The organism is Pseudomonas sp. R2-37-08W (genome assembly GCF_003851705.1).
Lineage (GTDB): Bacteria > Pseudomonadota > Gammaproteobacteria > Pseudomonadales > Pseudomonadaceae > Aquipseudomonas.
In genome coordinates this window covers 508,860-526,081 of sequence record NZ_CP027728.1, presented here as the reverse complement: position 1 = coordinate 526,081, position 17,222 = coordinate 508,860, and the positions used below count along the sequence as shown (strand labels likewise).

The following is a 17,222-nucleotide window of genomic DNA, read 5'->3' as shown; positions in this document are numbered from 1 at the left end:
TCGCCTGCATTGGGGCTGCTTCGCAGCCCAGCGGGAGCAAGCTCCCTCGCCACAAGATGAGCGACAACCTTGAGAAGGTCCACCATGCATAACCCCTGCGCCCTGATCCCGGTCTACAACCATGAAGCGGCCGTGCCCGCAGTGGTCCACAGCCTGCTGGACAGCGGCCTGCCCTGCCTGCTGGTGGACGACGGCAGCAGCGCGGCCTGCGCGGCGGTGCTGGCCCAGTTGGCGACGCTGGAACATGTCACCCTGCTGACGCTGCCCCGCAACCAGGGCAAGGGCGGCGCGGTCATGGCGGGCTTTCGCGAAGCCGCGCGGCTGGGGTACACCCATGCCCTGCAGGTGGATGCCGACGGCCAGCATGACCTGCGCGAAGTCGAGACTTTCATCGACACGTCGCGCCGGCACCCCGACGCCGTCATCTGCGGCTACCCCGAATACGACGACAGCGTGCCCAAAGGCCGCCTCTACGCACGCTACCTGACCCACGTGTGGGTATGGATCAACACCCTGTCGCTGCAGATTCGCGACTCGATGTGCGGCTTTCGCGTGTACCCGCTGGCCCCCACGCTGGCGCTGATGGACTCGGCCTACATTGGCACACACATGGATTTCGACTCGGACATCCTCGTGCGCCTGGCCTGGCGCAACCAGCCCATGCGCTGGCTGCCGACCCAGGTGCATTACCCCGCCGACGGCCTGTCGCACTTCCGCCTGTTCCGCGACAACCTGCGCATCAGCGCCATGCACACGCGGCTGTTCTTCGGCATGCTGGTGCGGGCGCCGGCCATCCTGTGGCGCCGGTGGCAGGCATGAGCGACAGCGGCAAACACTGGGCCGATCGCGAGGAGCGCGGCAGCTTCTGGTTGATGAAACTCACGGCGGTCGCGGCAAAAGTCCTCGGCCGCCGCCTGTTGAGCCCGTTGCTCTACAGCATTGTGTTGTACTTTTTCCTGTTCGGCCGCACCGCGCGCCAGAGCGCCTGGCACTACCAGCAGCGCCTGGCGCAGTGGAGCGGGCGTGATGACCTGCTGCCGAGCCACAGGACGGTCTTTGCCCAGTTCATGGCCTTCGCCGACTCACTGCTCGACAAGCTGGACGTGTGGAACGGCAAGCTGCGCCTGGAACAGATCGACATCAACGACCCGGCGCACTTACGCGGCCAATTGCGAGGCGAGCGCGGGCAGATGCTGGTGGGCGCGCACCTGGGCAACCTGGAAGTGTGCCGCGCCCTGGCGGAAATCGGCGAACGCGTGACCATGAATGTGCTGGTGCACACCAAGCATGCCGAGCGTTTCAATCGCCTGCTGGGCGAAGCGGGCGCGACCCACTTGCGCCTGATCCAGGTCAGCGAGCTGGACCCGGCCACCATGCTGCTGCTCAGCCAGCGCCTGGACGACGGCGAATGGCTGGCGATTGCCGGCGATCGCATCCCGCTGCACGGCGGGCGCACGGTGTGCGTGGATTTCCTCGGGCATGCAGCCGCGTTCCCCCAAGGTCCGTGGCTGCTGGCCGGCCTGCTCAAATGCCCGGTCAATCTGCTGATGTGCCTCAAGCATCAGGGCCGCTATCGCCTGACCATCGAGCCCTTCGCCCAATCGATCGAATGGAAGCGCAGCACCCGCGAGCAGGTCATCGCCCTGTGGACCGCGCGCTACGCCGCACGCCTGGGTGAGTTCTGCCTGCAGGCGCCTCAACAGTGGTTCAACTTTTACCCTTTCTGGAAGACCGATGACGACGCCTCTTGAGCCGATCACCTTTGGCGAACGCCCCCTGCGCATCGAAGACGTACTGGCCCTGGCCAACCGTCAGGTGCCTGCCCGCTTGCAGAACGATGCCGCGTATCGCCAGCGCATCGCCAAGGGCGCGCAGTTTCTTGACTCGCTGCTGGACAAGGAAGGCGTGATCTACGGCGTGACCACCGGTTACGGCGACTCGTGCGTGGTCGCGGTGCCGTTGCACCATGTCGAAGCGCTGCCGCGTCATCTCTACACCTTCCACGGTTGCGGCCTGGGCAAATTGCTCGACGCCCAAGCCACCCGCGCCGTGCTGGCGGCGCGCTTGCAGTCGCTGTGCCATGGCGTGTCGGGCGTGCGCGTGGAACTGCTGGAGCGCCTGCAGGGTTTCCTCGAACACGATGTGCTGCCGCTGATTCCAGAAGAAGGCTCGGTGGGCGCCAGCGGCGACCTGACGCCGCTGTCGTATGTGGCGGCGACCTTGTCCGGCGAGCGTGAAGTGCTGTTTCGTGGCGAACGGCGCCAAGCCGCCGACGTGCACCGCGAACTCGGCTGGGAGCCGCTGGTACTGCGGCCCAAGGAAGCCCTGGCGTTGATGAACGGCACTGCGGTGATGACGGGCATTGCCTGCCTGGCCTTCGCCCGCGCCGACTACCTGCTGCACCTGGCCACGCGCATCACCGCGCTCAATGTGGTGGCGCTGCAAGGCAACCCGGAACACTTCGACGAACGCCTGTTCGCCGCCAAGCCCCACCCCGGGCAGATGCAAGTCGCCGCCTGGCTGCGCCAGGACCTGGCTATCGATGCACCGACTGCGCCGCTGCACCGCCTGCAGGATCGCTACTCGCTGCGGTGCGCGCCCCATGTGCTCGGCGTGCTGGCCGACAGCCTGAATTGGTTGCGCTCGTTTATCGAAATCGAGCTGAACAGCGCCAATGACAACCCGATCATCGATGCCGAAGCCGAACGCGTGCTGCACGGCGGGCACTTCTACGGCGGGCACATCGCCTTTGCCATGGACAGCCTCAAAACCCTGGTGGCCAACGTCGCCGACCTGCTCGACCGCCAACTGGCGCTGCTGGTGGACGTACGTTACAACCACGGCCTGCCGAGTAACCTGTCGGGCGCGCCGGCCGACCGCGCGATGATCAACCATGGCTTCAAGGCCGTGCAGATCGGCACCAGCGCCTGGACCGCCGAAGCGCTGAAAAACACCATGCCGGCCAGCGTGTTTTCGCGCTCTACCGAGTGCCATAACCAGGACAAAGTGAGCATGGGCACCATCGCCGCCCGCGATGCGATCCGCGTACTGGAGTTGACCGAGCAGGTTGCCGCCGCCACCTTGCTCGCCGCCAACCAAGGAGTATGGCTGCGCGCCCAGGCCGACGATGCCCGGCCGTTGCCGCCGGCGCTGGCGGCGATGCATGAAGCGCTGGCCAAGGATTTCCCGCCGGTCATTGAAGACCGCGCCCTGGAAGGCGAACTGCGCCTGTGCCTGCAACGTATTGCCGCGCAACACTGGAGGCTGCATGCGTAGTCCCGGCGTATTGCACAGCGACACTGAAATCCTCGTGCCGTTTTTCGATATCGACTCGATGAACGTGGTGTGGCACGGGCATTACGTGAAATACCTGGAAGTGGCGCGCTGCGCGCTGCTGGACAAGATCGGCCACAACTACACCGCGATGCTCGAAGCCGGCTACGCCTGGCCGATCATCGACATGCAGCTGCGCTATGTGCGCGGCGCGACCTTCGGCCAAACCCTCAACGTGCGCGCCAGCCTGGTGGAGTGGGAGAATCGCTTGAAGGTGAATTACCTGATCACCGACCTCGCCAGCGGCGAACGCCTGACCCGCGCCAGCACCGTGCAAGTGGCGGTAGAGATCGCCAGCCGCGAGATGCAGCTGGCCTCGCCCAAAGTCTTCACCGACGCCGTAGAAAGGGCCCTGAAATGAGATCCCCTGTAGGAGCGAGCTTGCTCGCGAAGATCACCAACGATAACGCGCAGCACCTGACACCCCGCAGGGCCCTCAGGTTTTTCGCGAGCAAGCTCGCTCCTACAGTGGCCGCCGCGTTGCTGAGCTTCAGCGCCCACGCCTTCGACCTGCAACAGCTCAGCGATCAACTGGCCAAACCCCGCGTGATCCACGGCAACTTCATCCAGGAAAAACACCTGCGCGCCCTGCCCCAGCCGCTGGTCAGCAAAGGCACCTTCGTGCTGGCCAAGGACCATGGTTTGCTGTGGCTGTTGAAGACCCCGCTGCAACAGGACTACCGCATCAGCGCCCAGGGCATCGCTCGGCGTGACGCCAACGGCTGGCAATTGCTGCCCAACAAGAGCGCCGGCGCCGAGCAGAATCGCCTGTTCCTCGCGGTGCTGCAGGGCGACAGCAGTGGCTTGCAACGTGACTTCGAACTGCAACTGCAAGGGCAAGCCCAGCAATGGAAGCTGACGCTGATCCCGCGTTCGCTGCTGCTCAAGCAGGTGTTCACCCAGATCAATATCGACGGCGGCGAGCTAGTCAATACCATTGAGCTGCTGGAAACCCAGGGCGACAGCACGCTGCTGCGCATGCAGGACAGCAACGCCAACCAGCCATTGAGCATTGCCGAGCAACATGACTTTGCCCAGTGAGCGCCTGCTGCCGCGCCTGTTCCTGATCCTGCTGGTGGCCGTATTGGCCCTGGCCGGCTGGCAGTGGCGCGAGGGTGCGCCGCTGTCGGCCAACCTGATGGAGCTGGTGCCCGGCAGTACGCCGGACGCCCTGGAGCTGCAAGCCGAGCAGCGCATGCAGGAGCCGCTGAACCGCGAGATGCTGGTGCTGGTGGGGCATGCCGACCGCCAGCAAGCGCTGGCCGTGGCGCAGCAACTGGCCGAGCGCTGGCAAGCCAGCGGCCTGTTTGAAAAGGTGCAATGGAACCTGCAAGCCGACTTGCCGGCGCTGCGCGAACAGCTGCTGCGCGGCCGCCTGGCGATGCTGGCGGCCAAGGACCGCGAGCAACTGATCGAACAGCCTGAGGCCTTTATCCAGCAGCGTGTGCAGTCGCTGTTCGACCCCTTTACCGGCTTCAGCCTGGTGCCGAGCCAGGACGACTGGCTGGGCCTGACCGGGCGCATCCAGAACAGCCAGCCGCAACACGGCGCGGTACAGCTGGATATCGGCAGCGGCGCGCTGATCGCCGACGCCGACGGCAAAAGCTGGGTGCTACTGCGGGCGCGCACCACCGGCAATGCGTTCGATATGAAACTGCCGCTGCAAGTGGCCGATCTGCTCCAGGCCAGCCGCGCCGAGGCAGGCAAGCAAGGTGTGCAACTGCTCGCCGCCAGCGGCTTGCTCTATGCGGCCAATGGGCAGCAGCAAGCCACGCGGGAAATCACCTGGGTCGGCGGCGGCGCAACCGTGGGCATCCTGCTGTTGCTGTTGCTGGCGTTCCGGCGCTGGCGGGTGCTGCTGGCGTTCGTGCCGGTCGTAGTCGGCATGCTGTTTGGCGCCGTGGCCTGTGTGGCGCTGTTCGGCCATATGCATGTGATGACCCTGGTGCTGGGCTCGAGCCTGATCGGCGTGGCGGTGGATTACCCGCTGCACTACCTATCCAAAAGCTGGAGCCTGCAACCCTGGCGCAGTTGGCCGGCATTACGCTTGACCCTGCCAGGGCTGAGCCTGAGCCTGGCCACCAGTTGCATCGGCTATCTGGCGCTGGCCTGGACGCCGTTCCCGGCGCTGACGCAAATCGCGGTGTTCTCCGCAGCCGGCCTGGTCGGCGCCTATCTCTCGGCCGTGTGCCTGCTGCCCGCGCTGCTCAACGGTGTGGAGCTGCGCCCGGCACAATGGCCGCTGCGCATCGCCGAACGCTTGTGGCAATGGCGGGCTGCATTGATCAAGCGCGTACCAGGCTCGGTGCTGCTGGTGTGGGTGCTGTTGTTCTGCGCCGGTGGCCTGTGGCAGTTGAACACTAAAAACGATATCCGCCAGTGGATCGGCGCACCGCCGCAATTGCTGCAGGAGGCCCAGGCCGTGGCGCGCATCACCGGGTTCCAGCCCACCAGCCAGTTCTTCCTGGTGCGCGCCGACACTCAGCAGCAGTTATTGGAGCGCCAGGCCGCCCTCGGCCAGCGCCTGGATCAACTGGTGAACATGGACAAGCTGCAGGGTTACCTGGCGCTGAATCAGCTGGTCAACCTGCCCGCCGAGCAGCAGCAACTGCGCGCGGCGCTGGATACACTCGCGCAGCATTGGCAACCGCTGCTGGACCTCGGCGTGCCCGCCGCAGCGCTGCAGGCCGAAGTCGCGCAGTTGCAGGCGCTGCCCACCGAAGACATCGACGCCGCGCTTAAAGGCCCGCTGGCCGAGCCATGGCGTACGCTGTGGCTGGGCCCGGTAGACGGCGGCGTGGCGGCGATGGTCAGCCTGCAAGGCCTGAACAACCCAGCCTTGCTGCGGGTGCAGGCCGTGGACTTGCCCGGCGTGCAACTGGTGGATCGCCTGGGTGACTTGAACCGTGTGTTTGCCGACACCCAAATCAGCGCCGCCGAATTGAAGTTGCTGTCCTGTGTGCTGATCGTGGTGCTGTTGATGCTGCCCTTCGGCTTCACCGGCGCCTTGCGCATCGTCGCGCTGCCGCTGCTGGCGGCGCTGTGCAGCCTGGCCAGCCTCGGTTGGCTGGGCCAGCCGCTGACCCTGTTCAGCCTGTTCGGCCTGCTGCTGGTCACGGCCATCAGCGTCGATTATGCGATCCTGATGCGCGAACAGATCGGCGGTGCTGCCGTGAGCCTGCTGGGAACCTTACTGGCCGCGCTGACCACTTGGTTATCGTTCGGCCTGCTGGCCGTCTCCAGTACCCCGGCAGTGAGCAATTTCGGCCTGTCGGTCAGCCTCGGCCTGGCATTCAGCTTTATGCTGGCGCCCTGGGCCGGGCAACAGAAACACGCCTTATGAATGTGATTATCGCCAAAGCGGCAAGGAGCCTTCGTGCCCACAGTTGAAATGGAACGTCGCCAAGTGGTGGTGATCGGTGCCGGGCCGTCCGGGGCCATCGCGGCCGCGCTGCTCAAGCGCAAAGGGCATGATGTATTGATTATCGAGCGCCAGCATTTTCCGCGCTTCTCGATTGGCGAAAGCCTGCTGTCGCACTGCATCGACTTTATCGAAGAAGCCGGCATGCTCGACGCCGTACAGGCGGCCGGCTTTCAACTGAAAACCGGTGCCGCGTTCGCCTGGGGCGAGCGCTACAGCGCGTTCGATTTCGGTGACACCTTCAGCAACGGCAAGCCGACGACCTTCCAGGTGCAGCGCGCCGAGTTCGACAAGCTGCTGGCCGATCAGGCGGCACTGCAGGGTGTGGAAATCCGCTACGGCGAAAGCATCGTCGGCGTGGATTTTTCCGGCGAGTGTCGTTACCTGCACGTACGCCGCGAGAATGGCAGCGAGTACCACCTCAAGGCCAAATTCGTGCTGGATGCCAGCGGCTATGGCCGCGTGTTGCCGCGCCTGCTGGACCTTGAAGCCCCATCGAATTTCCCGCTGCGCCAGGCCGTGTTCACCCACGTCGAAGACCGCATCGAACACCCAGGCTTCGACCGCACCAAGATTCTGGTGACCACCCATCCCGAGAAGCGCGATATCTGGTTCTGGACCATCCCGTTCAGCAACGGCCGTTGCTCGGTGGGCGTGGTCGCGGCCAAGGAGCACTTCGACGGCCACGACGGCGACCTCGACGCCTGCCTGCGCGGGTTTATCGAGCAAACCCCGAGCCTGTCCGGCGTGCTGCAAAACGCCGTGTGGGACACCTCGGCGCGCAGCATCGGCGGCTATTCGGCCAACGTCAAAACCCTGCACGGTCCGGGCTTTGCGCTGCTGGGCAACGCGGCGGAATTTCTCGACCCGGTGTTCTCTTCCGGCGTGACCATCGCCATGCGCTCGGCGAGCATGGCCGCCGGCTTGCTGCATCGCCAACTGCAAGGCGAAACGGTGGACTGGCAAACCGAGTTCGCCGAACCGTTGAAGCGCGGCGTCGACACTTTCCGCTGCTACGTCGAGGGCTGGTACGCCGGGACGTTCCAGGATGTGATTTTCCACGCCGGCAGTTCGCCGGAGATTCGCCGCATGATCAGTTCGATTCTCGCCGGTTACGCCTGGGATGAACGCAACCCGTTTGTCAGCGAGCCCAAGCGGCGCCTGCGCATGTTGTCGCAAATCTGCGCGAGTGAGACGGTATGACCAGCCCTGCCGTTGAAAAAAACTACCTGAGTAAGAACTACGTTGAAGAAACCCGGTTCGGCTTCTGGTTCCTGCGCAGCCACACCTGGCAGCACCATGTGTTGCGCGTAGCGATCAACGACCTGCGCAGCCTGTTCAGCGAACCGCTGCCGGTGGCGCCGGTGTTGCTCGACGCCGGCTGCGGCCAGGGCAAATCCTTCAACTTGCTGCAGCAGGTCTTCGCGCCCTCGCGTTTGATCGGCCTGGATGCCGACCCTCACAGCCTGGCGCTGAGCCGCGAAGAAGCCGCTCGCCAGAGCCTGGCCGTGGAGTTGATCGGCAGCGACTGCGCCACCCTAGACGTTCCCGACGCCAGCGTCGATATCGTGTTTTGCCACCAGACTTTTCACCACCTGGTCGAGCAACATCGCGCACTCAAGGAGTTCTACCGGGTACTCAAGCCGGGCGGCTATTTGCTGTTTGCCGAGTCCACCGAAGCCTATATCGACACCTGGGTAATCCGCTGGCTGTTCCGCCACCCAATGCACGTGCAGAAAAGCGCCGAGGAGTATTTGCAGATGCTGCGCGAGCAAGGCTTTGAATTCGGCGCGCGGAACGTCTCGTATCCCTATTTGTGGTGGAGCCGTTCCAGCGATTTCGGCCTGTTGGAACGCTGGGGCCTGCGCAAGGCGCCGCCGGTGGGCCAGCGTGAGGAAACCCTGGTCAACTGTGTGGCGCGCAAACCGTTAGAGGCCGCGAGCTCATGATGCGCTGGCTGTTGATGGGCTGCCTGTTGCTGCTCAGCGCGTGCGCCAGCCAGGCGCCGTTACCCGAGAAAATCCCGGCGCTGGCCTTGCCGATGCAATTGCATGTGCAACGCCTGGAGGGCGAGCGCAGCCAGGACTGGCTGTTGGTGATCCAGCGTGAAGGCGCGGCGATTCGTTGGTCGTTGATGGATCCGCTGGGCATTCCCCAGGCCCGGCAGAAGCTGATCGACGGGCAATGGCAGGCCGATGGCTTGCTGCCGCCCAATCCCCAGGCGCGAGCGCTGTTCGCCGCGCTGCTGTTTGCCCTGGCCTCGGCGGATGACGTGCGTGCGCTGTATCCTTCGGCCCAGGCCATGGACCTCACGCGAACGCTGCCGGGCCATTGGCAAATCGTCTATCAGTCCTCGGAGGTGTTCAGCGTGAACATGGCGGGCCAACCGTTGAGCTATCGCATTACTCCGCTGGGAGTCGGCCGATGACCGCTTACCTCAATGCCCTCGGCGTGATCTGTGCCCTCGGGCGCGGCCAGGCCGAGGTCAGCCGCAGCCTGTTTGCCGGTGACTGCAGCGGCATGCGCGCCGAGAGCGGCTGGGTGCCGGAGCGCGTGGTGCCGGTCGCGGCGGTGCGCGGCGAGCTGGCGACCATTCCGGTGCAATTGGGCCAGCAGAGCAGCCGCAATAACCAGCTGCTGCTGGAAGCGGCGTTGCAGATCGAGGCGCAGATTCGCCAGGTGATCGACACCTACGGCGCCTCACGGGTGGGCGTTGTGCTGGGCACCAGCACTTCGGGCATCGACGAAGCCAGTCGCGGCATTGCCCACTACCTGCGCAATCACGCGTTTCCTGGCGACTACGACTACCAGCAGCAGGAACTCAGCGCTCCGGCGAATTTCCTCGCCGACTGGCTGCAGTTGAGCGGCCCGGCCTATGTGATTTCCACCGCCTGCACGTCCAGCGCCCGCGCGTTGATGAGCGCCCAGCGCCTGCTCGACCTGGGCGTGTGCGATGCGGTGCTCTGCGGCGGCGTCGACAGCCTGTGCAGGCTGACGCTGAACGGGTTTACCGCGCTGGAAGCCGTGTCTGCCGAGCGCTGCAATCCGTTCTCGGTGAACCGCGACGGCATCAATATCGGCGAAGCGGCGGTGTTGTTCGTGATGAGCCGCGAGGCGTCGCCGGTCGCCCTGCTGGGCAGCGGCGCCAGTTGCGACGCGCACCATATCTCCGCGCCCGAGCCCAGCGGCAAGGGTGCGTTGCAGGCGATGCGCAAGGCCCTGGCCAGCGCGAAACTTACCCCTGCGCAGATCGGTTATCTGAACCTGCACGGCACCGCCACCCAGCACAACGACGCCATGGAAAGCCAGGCGGTCGCCAGCCTGTTTCCGGGCGGCGTGGCCTGTTCGTCGACCAAACCCATGAGCGGCCATACCCTCGGCGCGGCGGGCGCATTGGAAGCGGCGTTCTGCTGGTTGAGCCTGACTCACGGCCTTGTTCCGCCCCATGTGTGGGACGACCACGTTGACCCGGCGCTGCCCGCGTTGCAGTGGGCGCAACAGGGCGACACCCTGGAAAAACCCTGCCTGATGAGCAACTCGTTTGCCTTCGGCGGCAACAACGTCAGCCTGATTATTGGAGAGGCCCCATGATCGATTGGCCACTCGCCGAACTGCTGCCCCACGCGGGCGACATGATCCTGATCGACCAGGTGCTGTCGTTCGATGAAGAGCAGGTGCATACCCGCCTCACCGTCAAGCCTGGTGGCCTGTTCAACCGCGCAGACGGCAGCCTGCCGGCCTGGGTCGGTGTCGAGTTGATGGCTCAAAGCGTCGCCGCCTATGCCGGTTGTCGCGCGCGCCAGCAGGGCCTGGCGGTAGAACTGGGTTTCCTGTTGGGCACGCGCAAGTTCGAGTGCAACGTGGAGCACTTCCCCGCCGGCGCCGAGCTGAACATCCACGGCCTGCGCTCCCTGGAAGACGACAATGGCATGGGGGTGTTCGAATGCCACCTCACTGGCGATGGAATCCAGGCCAGCGCACGCTTGAACGTATTTCGACCGCCCCAGGCGGCCAACTATTTAGCTGAAACGAAGGACGAAACGCCATGACTGAATCCGTACTGGTCACCGGCTCCAGCCGTGGCATCGGCCGCGCCATTGCCCTGCGCCTGGCCCAGGCCGGGCATGACATCGTGCTGCATTGCCGCAGCGGGCGGGCCGAAGCCGACGCGGTACAGGTCGAGATCCAAGCCCTTGGCCGCCAGGCGCGGGTCCTGCAGTTCGATGTGGCAGACCGCGCCGCGTGCAAGGCAATCCTTGAAGCCGATGTGGAGCAGCACGGTGCTTATTACGGCGTGGTGCTCAACGCTGGCCTGACCCGCGACGGCGCCTTCCCGGCCCTGTCGGAAGAGGACTGGGACGTGGTGCTGCGCACCAACCTCGACGGTTTCTACAACGTGCTGCACCCGGTGATGATGCCGATGATTCGTCGGCGTGCTGCCGGGCGCATCGTGTGCATCACCTCGGTTTCCGGGCTGATCGGCAACCGTGGCCAGGTCAACTACAGCGCTTCCAAGGCGGGCCTGATCGGCGCAGCCAAGGCGCTGGCTATCGAGCTGGGCAAGCGCAAGATCACCGTCAACTGTGTCGCACCAGGCTTGATCGACACCGCCATGCTGGATGAAAACGTACCGGTGCAAGAGCTGATGAAGATGATCCCGGCGCAGCGCATGGGCACCCCGGAAGAAGTCGCCGGGGCGGTGAATTTCCTGATGTCGGCCGAGGCCGGCTATATCACGCGCCAGGTGTTGGCCGTGAACGGGGGCTTGTGCTGATGAAGCGCGTCGTCGTCACCGGCATGGCCGGCATGACCTCCCTGGGTAGCGATTGGGACACCATCGCGGCCAACTTTCGCGCCAACCGCAGCGGCATCCGGCGCATGGATGAGTGGGACCGTTTTACCGAATTGAACACGCGCCTGGCCGGGCCGATCGACGATTTCGTCGTGCCCGCCCACTGGACGCGCAAGCAGCTGCGCAGCATGGGCCGTGTCTCGCGCCTGGCGGTGTGGGCAGCGGAGCAGGCGTTGCAGGATGCCGGCCTGCTCGGCGACGCGTCGATCAAGGACGGGCGCATGGGCGTGGCGTGTGGTTCGTCCACCGGCAGCACCGACGAGATCAAAGCGTTCGGCAATATGCTGCTGAATTCGGTGGCCGAGGGCCTGAATGCCAACTCCTACGTGCGCATGATGCCGCACACCACGGCGGCGAATATCAGCATCTTTTTCGGCCTGACTGGCCGTTTGATCCCCACGTCCAGCGCCTGCACCAGCGGCAGCCAGGGCATCGGTTATGCCTACGAGGCGATCAAGTTCGGCCGCCTGCCGTTGATGCTGGCCGGAGGCGCCGAAGAGCTGTGCCCCACCGAGGCAATGGTATTCGACGCGCTCTACGCCACCAGCCTGAAAAACGACGCGCCCCAAACCAGCCCGCGCCCCTACGACAGCGGCCGCGATGGGCTGGTGATCGGTGAAGGCGGCGGCATGCTGGTGCTGGAAGAATTGGAACATGCGTTGGCGCGTGGTGCGCATATCCACGCCGAACTGGTTGGTTTCGGCAGCAATGCCGACGGCCAGCACACTACCCGTCCGGAGCAGAAAACCATGCGTCGCGCCATGGAACTGGCGCTGGAGGATGCCGGGCTTGAGCCGTCCGCCATCGGCTACGTGAACGGCCACGGCACCGCCACCGACCAGGGCGACATCGCCGAAACCCTGGCCACCAGCAGCCTGTTCGGCCCTCGCATGCCCATCAGTTCGCAGAAGAGTTTTCTTGGTCACACCTTGGGCGCGTGTGGGGCGCTGGAGTCATGGTTCAGCATCGAGATGATGAACCGCGACCAATACGTGCACACCTTCAACCTGGACGCCGTCGACCCGCACTGCGGCGAGCTGGATTACCTGCAAGGTGGCTTTCGCGAGATGCATCACGACTACGTGATGAACAACAATTTTGCCTTCGGCGGCGTCAACACCTCGTTGATCTTCCGCCGCTGGTCCTGACTTTTAAATCAATTGGAGAAAACGGAATGTCTTCCCTGCTACGCGCGACCCTAATCACCCTGGCCCTGCTGACCACCGCCGGCTGCACCAACAAACCGGTACTCAACACCCAGCACGAACTGCCGGCCACCACTCAGGTCAACGAAGAAAAAATGAAACAGGTGATCGTCGCCGCCCTGCAAAAACGCGAGTGGACGGTACAACGCCTGAGCCCGCAACTGGTGCAGGCCGAGATCACCGTGCGCAACCAGTTTTATGCAGCCATCGACATCCGCTACACCCGCAACAGCTACGCCATCACCTACCGCGACAGCCGCGACCTGGGCTACAAGGACGGCAAGATCCATCGCAACTACAACCGTTGGATCAGCATGCTGGACCGCGACATCATGGCCGGGTTGCGCTCGGCGGGAATGCAGTAACGCCGATTGTTTGGATCGTTCCCACGCTCCGCGTGGGAACGCTCCCTCGGACGCTCTGCGTCCCGCCGCGAGTGCACGGTTGCAGTCCCCGTCACCTGGGTGACGCGGAGCGTCACGGGATGCATTACCACGCGGAGCGTGGGAACGATCGGATGTGACCCGGCCTACACCAGCGCCTTACGCGTCAACAACTCCACAAACGCCTGCGCCATCGGCGACTGCGCGCCCTTGCGCTGCACCAGCCACACCGCCGTCACCGCCTCCGGGTCCAGCAAAGTGCGGTACACCACGCCATCGATGCGGATACGCTGGTAAGACGCGGGCAGCACCGACACGCCCAACCCTGCGGCCACCAGGCCAATGATGGTCATCGCCTCGCCTGCTTCCTGGGCAAAGTGCGGGCTGAACCCGGCGTCGCGGGCCAGATTGAGCAGTTGTGCGTAGAGACCACTGCCATAACTGCGCGGGAAAAATACAAAGGGCTCGTCAGCCAATTGCGCCAGATGCAAACCGCCCTCGCTGCCTTGGACCAACGGGTGCCCGGCGCTCAATACCGCCACCAACGGCTCGCGCATCAGTTCGATCACACTGAGGGAATCCGGCAACGGCAACGGTCGCATGAGCCCGACCTGGATCGACTCATCGAGCAACGATTCGGCCACCTGGGTGCTGCTCATTTCTTGCAGGCTCAAATGCACCGCCGCAAACGCCTGGCGAAACGCAAAGATCGCCTGCGGGATGCTGGCGTTGAACGGCGCCGACGACGTGAAGCCGATTTTCAGCTCTCCAAGCTCTCCCAGCTGCGCACGTCGCGCGACGTCTGCCGCTTTATCGACCTGCGCCAGCACCAGGCGCGCCTCGTGCAGAAACAGTCGCCCTGCTTCGCTCAGCTCGACCCGACGATTGGTGCGCTCAAATAAGCGCGCGCCCACGTCTTGCTCCAACGCCTGAATTTGTTGGCTCAACGGCGGTTGCGAAATACCCAGCACTTGCGCGGCGCGGCCAAAATGCAGCTCCTCGGCGACGGCGATGAAGTACCGCAGGTGACGTAATTCCATGCAAGCCTCATTAGGTCGCTAAAGCTATCAAACAGGTCGAACAATATATTGGAAAGAATCATTAGCCAGCTATATTCTTTTTCGTATTGCCGGCCGTGGCAGTCTTTCCTCCCCGAGGTCACCGTGAAATCTGCTGTTGCTGCACACGCTCAAGAAGCCCCGCCCACTGCCCTGGATGAGGTCGTCGCGCAGCTCAACGACGAGTACATCGAAAAAGGCACACCGATGTTCATGCGCACGGTGTTGGCGCTGTTCTCCGGCGGCTTTGCCACGTTTGCCCTGTTGTATTGCGTGCAGCCGATGATGCCGGCGCTGTCCCACGAGTTTTCCATCAATGCCGCACAAAGCAGCCTGATCCTGTCGGTCGCCACGGCGATGCTTGCTTTCGGCCTGCTGATTACCGGGCCGATTTCCGACAGGTTGGGGCGCAAGCCGGTAATGGTCGCCGCGCTGTTCTGCGCAGCGCTGGCCACCATTGCCAGCGGCTTGATGCCGAGCTGGGAAGGCATCCTGCTGATGCGGGCGCTGGTGGGCTTGTCCCTGAGCGGCCTGGCCGCCGTGGCCATGACCTACCTGAGCGAAGAGATCCACCCGCAGCACATCGGCCTGGCCATGGGCCTGTACATCGGCGGCAATGCGATTGGCGGCATGAGCGGGCGCCTGATCATCGGCGTGCTGATCGACTTTGTCAGTTGGCACACCGCAATGCTGATCATCGGCGGCCTGGCGCTGATCGCCGCGACGGTGTTCTGGAAAATCCTCCCCGAATCGCGCAACTTCCGCGCCAGCAGCCTCAAGCCGCGCAACCTGCTGGACGGCTTTGTCATGCACTTCAAGGATGCGGGCCTGCCGTGGCTGTTCCTTGAAGCTTTCCTGCTGATGGGCGCGTTTGTCACGCTGTTCAACTACATCGGCTATCGCCTGCTGGCCGATCCGTATGACCTGAGCCAAGCCGTGGTCGGCCTGCTGTCGCTGGTGTATCTGTCGGGGATCTACAGCTCGGCAAAAATCGGCTCGCTCGCCGACCGCCTGGGCCGCCGCCGCGTGCTGTGGGGCACCATTGTGCTGATGCTCGTCGGCATGACCCTGACGCTCTTCAGCCCGCTATGGCTGGTGGTGCCGGGCATGCTGATCTTTACCTTCGGCTTCTTCGGCGCCCACTCGGTGGCCAGCAGCTGGATCGGCCGTCGTGCGGTGAAGGCGAAGGGACAGGCGTCGTCGCTGTATTTGTTCTGCTATTACGCAGGTTCAAGCATTGCCGGGACGGCGGGCGGGTTCTTCTGGCACTTTGCCGGATGGAATGGGATAGGCGCATTTATCCTGGCGTTGCTGATCGGCGCGTTGCTGGTGGCGTTGAGGTTGGCGAAGCTGGCGCCGTTGGGCCATGTAAAGGCCTGAGATCACCTGCGTCTGCCGATGCAGGTGACCCGGTCTCAGCACTCAACCGCACTCACCGCCAACCCGCCCCGCGACGTCTCTTTGTACTTGTCATGCATATCCGCACCGGTATCGCGCATGGTGCGGATCACCCGGTCCAGGGAAATAAAATGCTGCCCATCGCCACGCAAGGCCATTTGCGCGGCGTTGATCGCCTTGACCGCCGCAATCGCATTGCGCTCGATACACGGCACTTGCACCAAGCCGCCCACCGGGTCGCAGGTCAGGCCCAGGTTATGTTCCAGGCCGATTTCCGCGGCGTTGCACAGTTGCTCGGGGGTGGCGCCGAGAATTTCAGCCAGGCCCGCCGCGGCCATGGCGCAGGCGGAACCGACTTCACCCTGGCAACCGACTTCGGCGCCGGAGATCGAGGCGTTCTTTTTGCACAGAATGCCCACCGCCGCCGCGCCGAGCAGGTAGTCGACCACGTTGGCCTCGGTCACCTCTTCACTGAACTTCATGAAGTAATGCAGCACTGCCGGAATGATCCCCGCTGCGCCATTGGTGGGCGCCGTCACCATGCGCCCACCGGCGGCGTTTTCTTCATTGACCGCCAGAGCGAACAGGTTCACCCACTCCATGGCGCTCAAGGTCGAGCCGATCACATTGGGTTTGTTCAACTCCTGCAGGCTGCGGTGCAATTTGGCGGCGCGACGGCGCACGTTCAAGCCACCGGGCAAGATGCCTTCATGCTTGAGGCCTTCCTCCACGCATGCTTGCATGGCACGCCACAGGGTCATCAGGCCACTGCGGATTTCTTCTTCGGAGCGCCAGACCTTCTCGTTGGCCAGCATCAATTCGGCGACGCGCAGGTTGTGGGTCTTGCACAGCTGCAACAGTTCTGCGGCGCTGGAAAAGTCATACGGCAGCTCGGTGCGGTCCATGTCCGCCACGCCGCTCTGGGCCTGGGCTTCATCCACCACAAAGCCGCCGCCCACCGAATAGTAGGTGTCGCGGTGCAACTCGCCGTCAGCATCGAACACCACCAGGGTCATGGCGTTGGGATGGAACGGCAGGTTTTCGTCGAGTAGACGCATGTCCCGTGACCATATGAACGGCACCGGCAAGCGACCGTCGAGCAACAGGGTGTCGGTTTCGCGCAGCGTGTGGATGCGCACGCCAATCTGGGACGGGTCGATTGCGTCCGGCCACTCGCCCATCAGCCCCATAATGGTGGCGGTGTCGCTGCCATGGCCGATGCCGGTGGCCGACAAGGAACCGTAGAGTTGCACTTCGACACGCCGAACCTGTTCCAACAGGCCACGTTCGCGTAACGTTTGAACGAACAACGCCGCAGCGCGCATGGGGCCGACGGTGTGAGAGCTGGAGGGCCCGATGCCGATCTTGAACAAGTCGAAAACGCTGATAGCCATTAACCTGAAACTCCTCGATAAGCGCGGCCAGGCTTGAACGAGGTGCTACGCTCAGATCGCCCAGATGGCGGCATCATCCAGCTTTTATCCGCCGTCACGGCGTCTCACACCGACGCACCCATGCTCACCAGCGTCGCTAACGTGCGATCGCCTGTTTTGGCCGTTTTTAGCGGTGCAG

Annotated in this window: 17 protein-coding genes; 15 read left to right on the top strand and 2 right to left on the bottom strand. The window is 64.0% G+C overall.

Going from position 1 to position 17,222, the window contains the following annotated elements; translation table 11 throughout:
* The first annotated feature begins 84 nt into the window (after window positions 1-84).
* Genes C4J93_RS02220 through C4J93_RS02155 form a run of 14 tightly spaced genes read left to right on the top strand, consistent with a single transcriptional unit; the run spans window position 85 to window position 13,176 of the window.
* Window positions 85-819: a glycosyltransferase family 2 protein gene (locus C4J93_RS02220; protein ID WP_124369328.1), complete on the top strand. Its 735-nt coding sequence runs from the start codon at window positions 85-87 to the stop codon at window positions 817-819.
* A complete protein-coding gene (locus tag C4J93_RS02215; protein WP_124428479.1) occupies window positions 816-1,751 on the top strand; it encodes a glycosyl transferase in 936 nt (311 codons plus the stop codon). Before C4J93_RS02220 ends, C4J93_RS02215 begins: the two co-directional genes overlap by 4 nt.
* The gene (gene hutH, locus C4J93_RS02210) at window positions 1,735-3,276 is read left to right on the top strand and encodes a histidine ammonia-lyase (protein ID WP_124428478.1); all 1,542 of its coding nucleotides are present in this window, start codon (window positions 1,735-1,737) and stop codon (window positions 3,274-3,276) included. Before C4J93_RS02215 ends, hutH begins: the two co-directional genes overlap by 17 nt.
* Entirely contained in the window at window positions 3,269-3,694 is a 426-nt protein-coding gene (locus tag C4J93_RS02205; RefSeq protein WP_124360939.1) for a thioesterase family protein, read from the top strand. Before hutH ends, C4J93_RS02205 begins: the two co-directional genes overlap by 8 nt.
* Window positions 3,691-4,374, top strand: coding sequence for an outer membrane lipoprotein carrier protein LolA (locus tag C4J93_RS02200; protein WP_124428477.1), 684 nt, complete (start codon window positions 3,691-3,693; stop codon window positions 4,372-4,374). Before C4J93_RS02205 ends, C4J93_RS02200 begins: the two co-directional genes overlap by 4 nt.
* Window positions 4,358-6,676, top strand: coding sequence for an MMPL family transporter (locus tag C4J93_RS02195; RefSeq protein ID WP_124428476.1), 2,319 nt, complete (start codon window positions 4,358-4,360; stop codon window positions 6,674-6,676). The genes C4J93_RS02200 and C4J93_RS02195 overlap by 17 nt, the downstream gene beginning before the upstream one ends.
* Window positions 6,677-6,709: 33 nt before the next feature.
* Window positions 6,710-7,957, top strand: a complete 1,248-nt coding sequence (locus tag C4J93_RS02190; protein WP_124428475.1) for an NAD(P)/FAD-dependent oxidoreductase — start codon at window positions 6,710-6,712, stop codon at window positions 7,955-7,957.
* Window positions 7,954-8,703 carry a class I SAM-dependent methyltransferase gene (locus C4J93_RS02185; RefSeq protein WP_124428474.1) on the top strand — a complete coding sequence of 250 codons (750 nt, stop codon included), beginning with the start codon at window positions 7,954-7,956 and terminating at the stop codon, window positions 8,701-8,703. Before C4J93_RS02190 ends, C4J93_RS02185 begins: the two co-directional genes overlap by 4 nt.
* Window positions 8,700-9,182: a hypothetical protein gene (locus tag C4J93_RS02180; RefSeq protein ID WP_124428473.1), complete on the top strand. Its 483-nt coding sequence runs from the start codon at window positions 8,700-8,702 to the stop codon at window positions 9,180-9,182. The genes C4J93_RS02185 and C4J93_RS02180 overlap by 4 nt, the downstream gene beginning before the upstream one ends.
* Complete coding sequence (locus tag C4J93_RS02175) at window positions 9,179-10,345, top strand: beta-ketoacyl-[acyl-carrier-protein] synthase family protein (protein ID WP_124428472.1); 1,167 nt, start codon at window positions 9,179-9,181, stop codon at window positions 10,343-10,345. The genes C4J93_RS02180 and C4J93_RS02175 overlap by 4 nt, the downstream gene beginning before the upstream one ends.
* The gene (locus C4J93_RS02170; protein ID WP_124428471.1) at window positions 10,342-10,803 is read left to right on the top strand and encodes a hotdog family protein; all 462 of its coding nucleotides are present in this window, start codon (window positions 10,342-10,344) and stop codon (window positions 10,801-10,803) included. The genes C4J93_RS02175 and C4J93_RS02170 overlap by 4 nt, the downstream gene beginning before the upstream one ends.
* Entirely contained in the window at window positions 10,800-11,528 is a 729-nt protein-coding gene (gene fabG, locus C4J93_RS02165; RefSeq protein WP_124369317.1) for a 3-oxoacyl-ACP reductase FabG, read from the top strand. The genes C4J93_RS02170 and fabG overlap by 4 nt, the downstream gene beginning before the upstream one ends.
* The gene (locus C4J93_RS02160) at window positions 11,528-12,754 is read left to right on the top strand and encodes a beta-ketoacyl-ACP synthase (protein WP_124402829.1); all 1,227 of its coding nucleotides are present in this window, start codon (window positions 11,528-11,530) and stop codon (window positions 12,752-12,754) included. Before fabG ends, C4J93_RS02160 begins: the two co-directional genes overlap by 1 nt.
* Before the next feature lie 26 nt (window positions 12,755-12,780).
* Window positions 12,781-13,176, top strand: coding sequence for a hypothetical protein (locus C4J93_RS02155; protein ID WP_124428470.1), 396 nt, complete (start codon window positions 12,781-12,783; stop codon window positions 13,174-13,176).
* A 164-nt stretch (window positions 13,177-13,340) separates the two neighbouring features.
* Here C4J93_RS02155 and C4J93_RS02145 read toward each other — a convergent pair whose 3' ends face one another.
* A complete protein-coding gene (locus tag C4J93_RS02145; RefSeq protein ID WP_124428469.1) occupies window positions 13,341-14,234 on the bottom strand; it encodes a LysR family transcriptional regulator in 894 nt (297 codons plus the stop codon).
* Window positions 14,235-14,405: 171 nt separating this feature from the next.
* Between C4J93_RS02145 and C4J93_RS02140 the strand changes: the two genes are divergently transcribed.
* Entirely contained in the window at window positions 14,406-15,632 is a 1,227-nt protein-coding gene (locus tag C4J93_RS02140) for an MFS transporter (protein WP_372238168.1), read from the top strand.
* Between the two features lie 35 nt (window positions 15,633-15,667).
* Here C4J93_RS02140 and C4J93_RS02135 read toward each other — a convergent pair whose 3' ends face one another.
* A complete protein-coding gene (locus tag C4J93_RS02135; RefSeq protein ID WP_124369313.1) occupies window positions 15,668-17,044 on the bottom strand; it encodes an L-serine ammonia-lyase in 1,377 nt (458 codons plus the stop codon).
* Window positions 17,045-17,222: the final 178 nt, after the last annotated feature.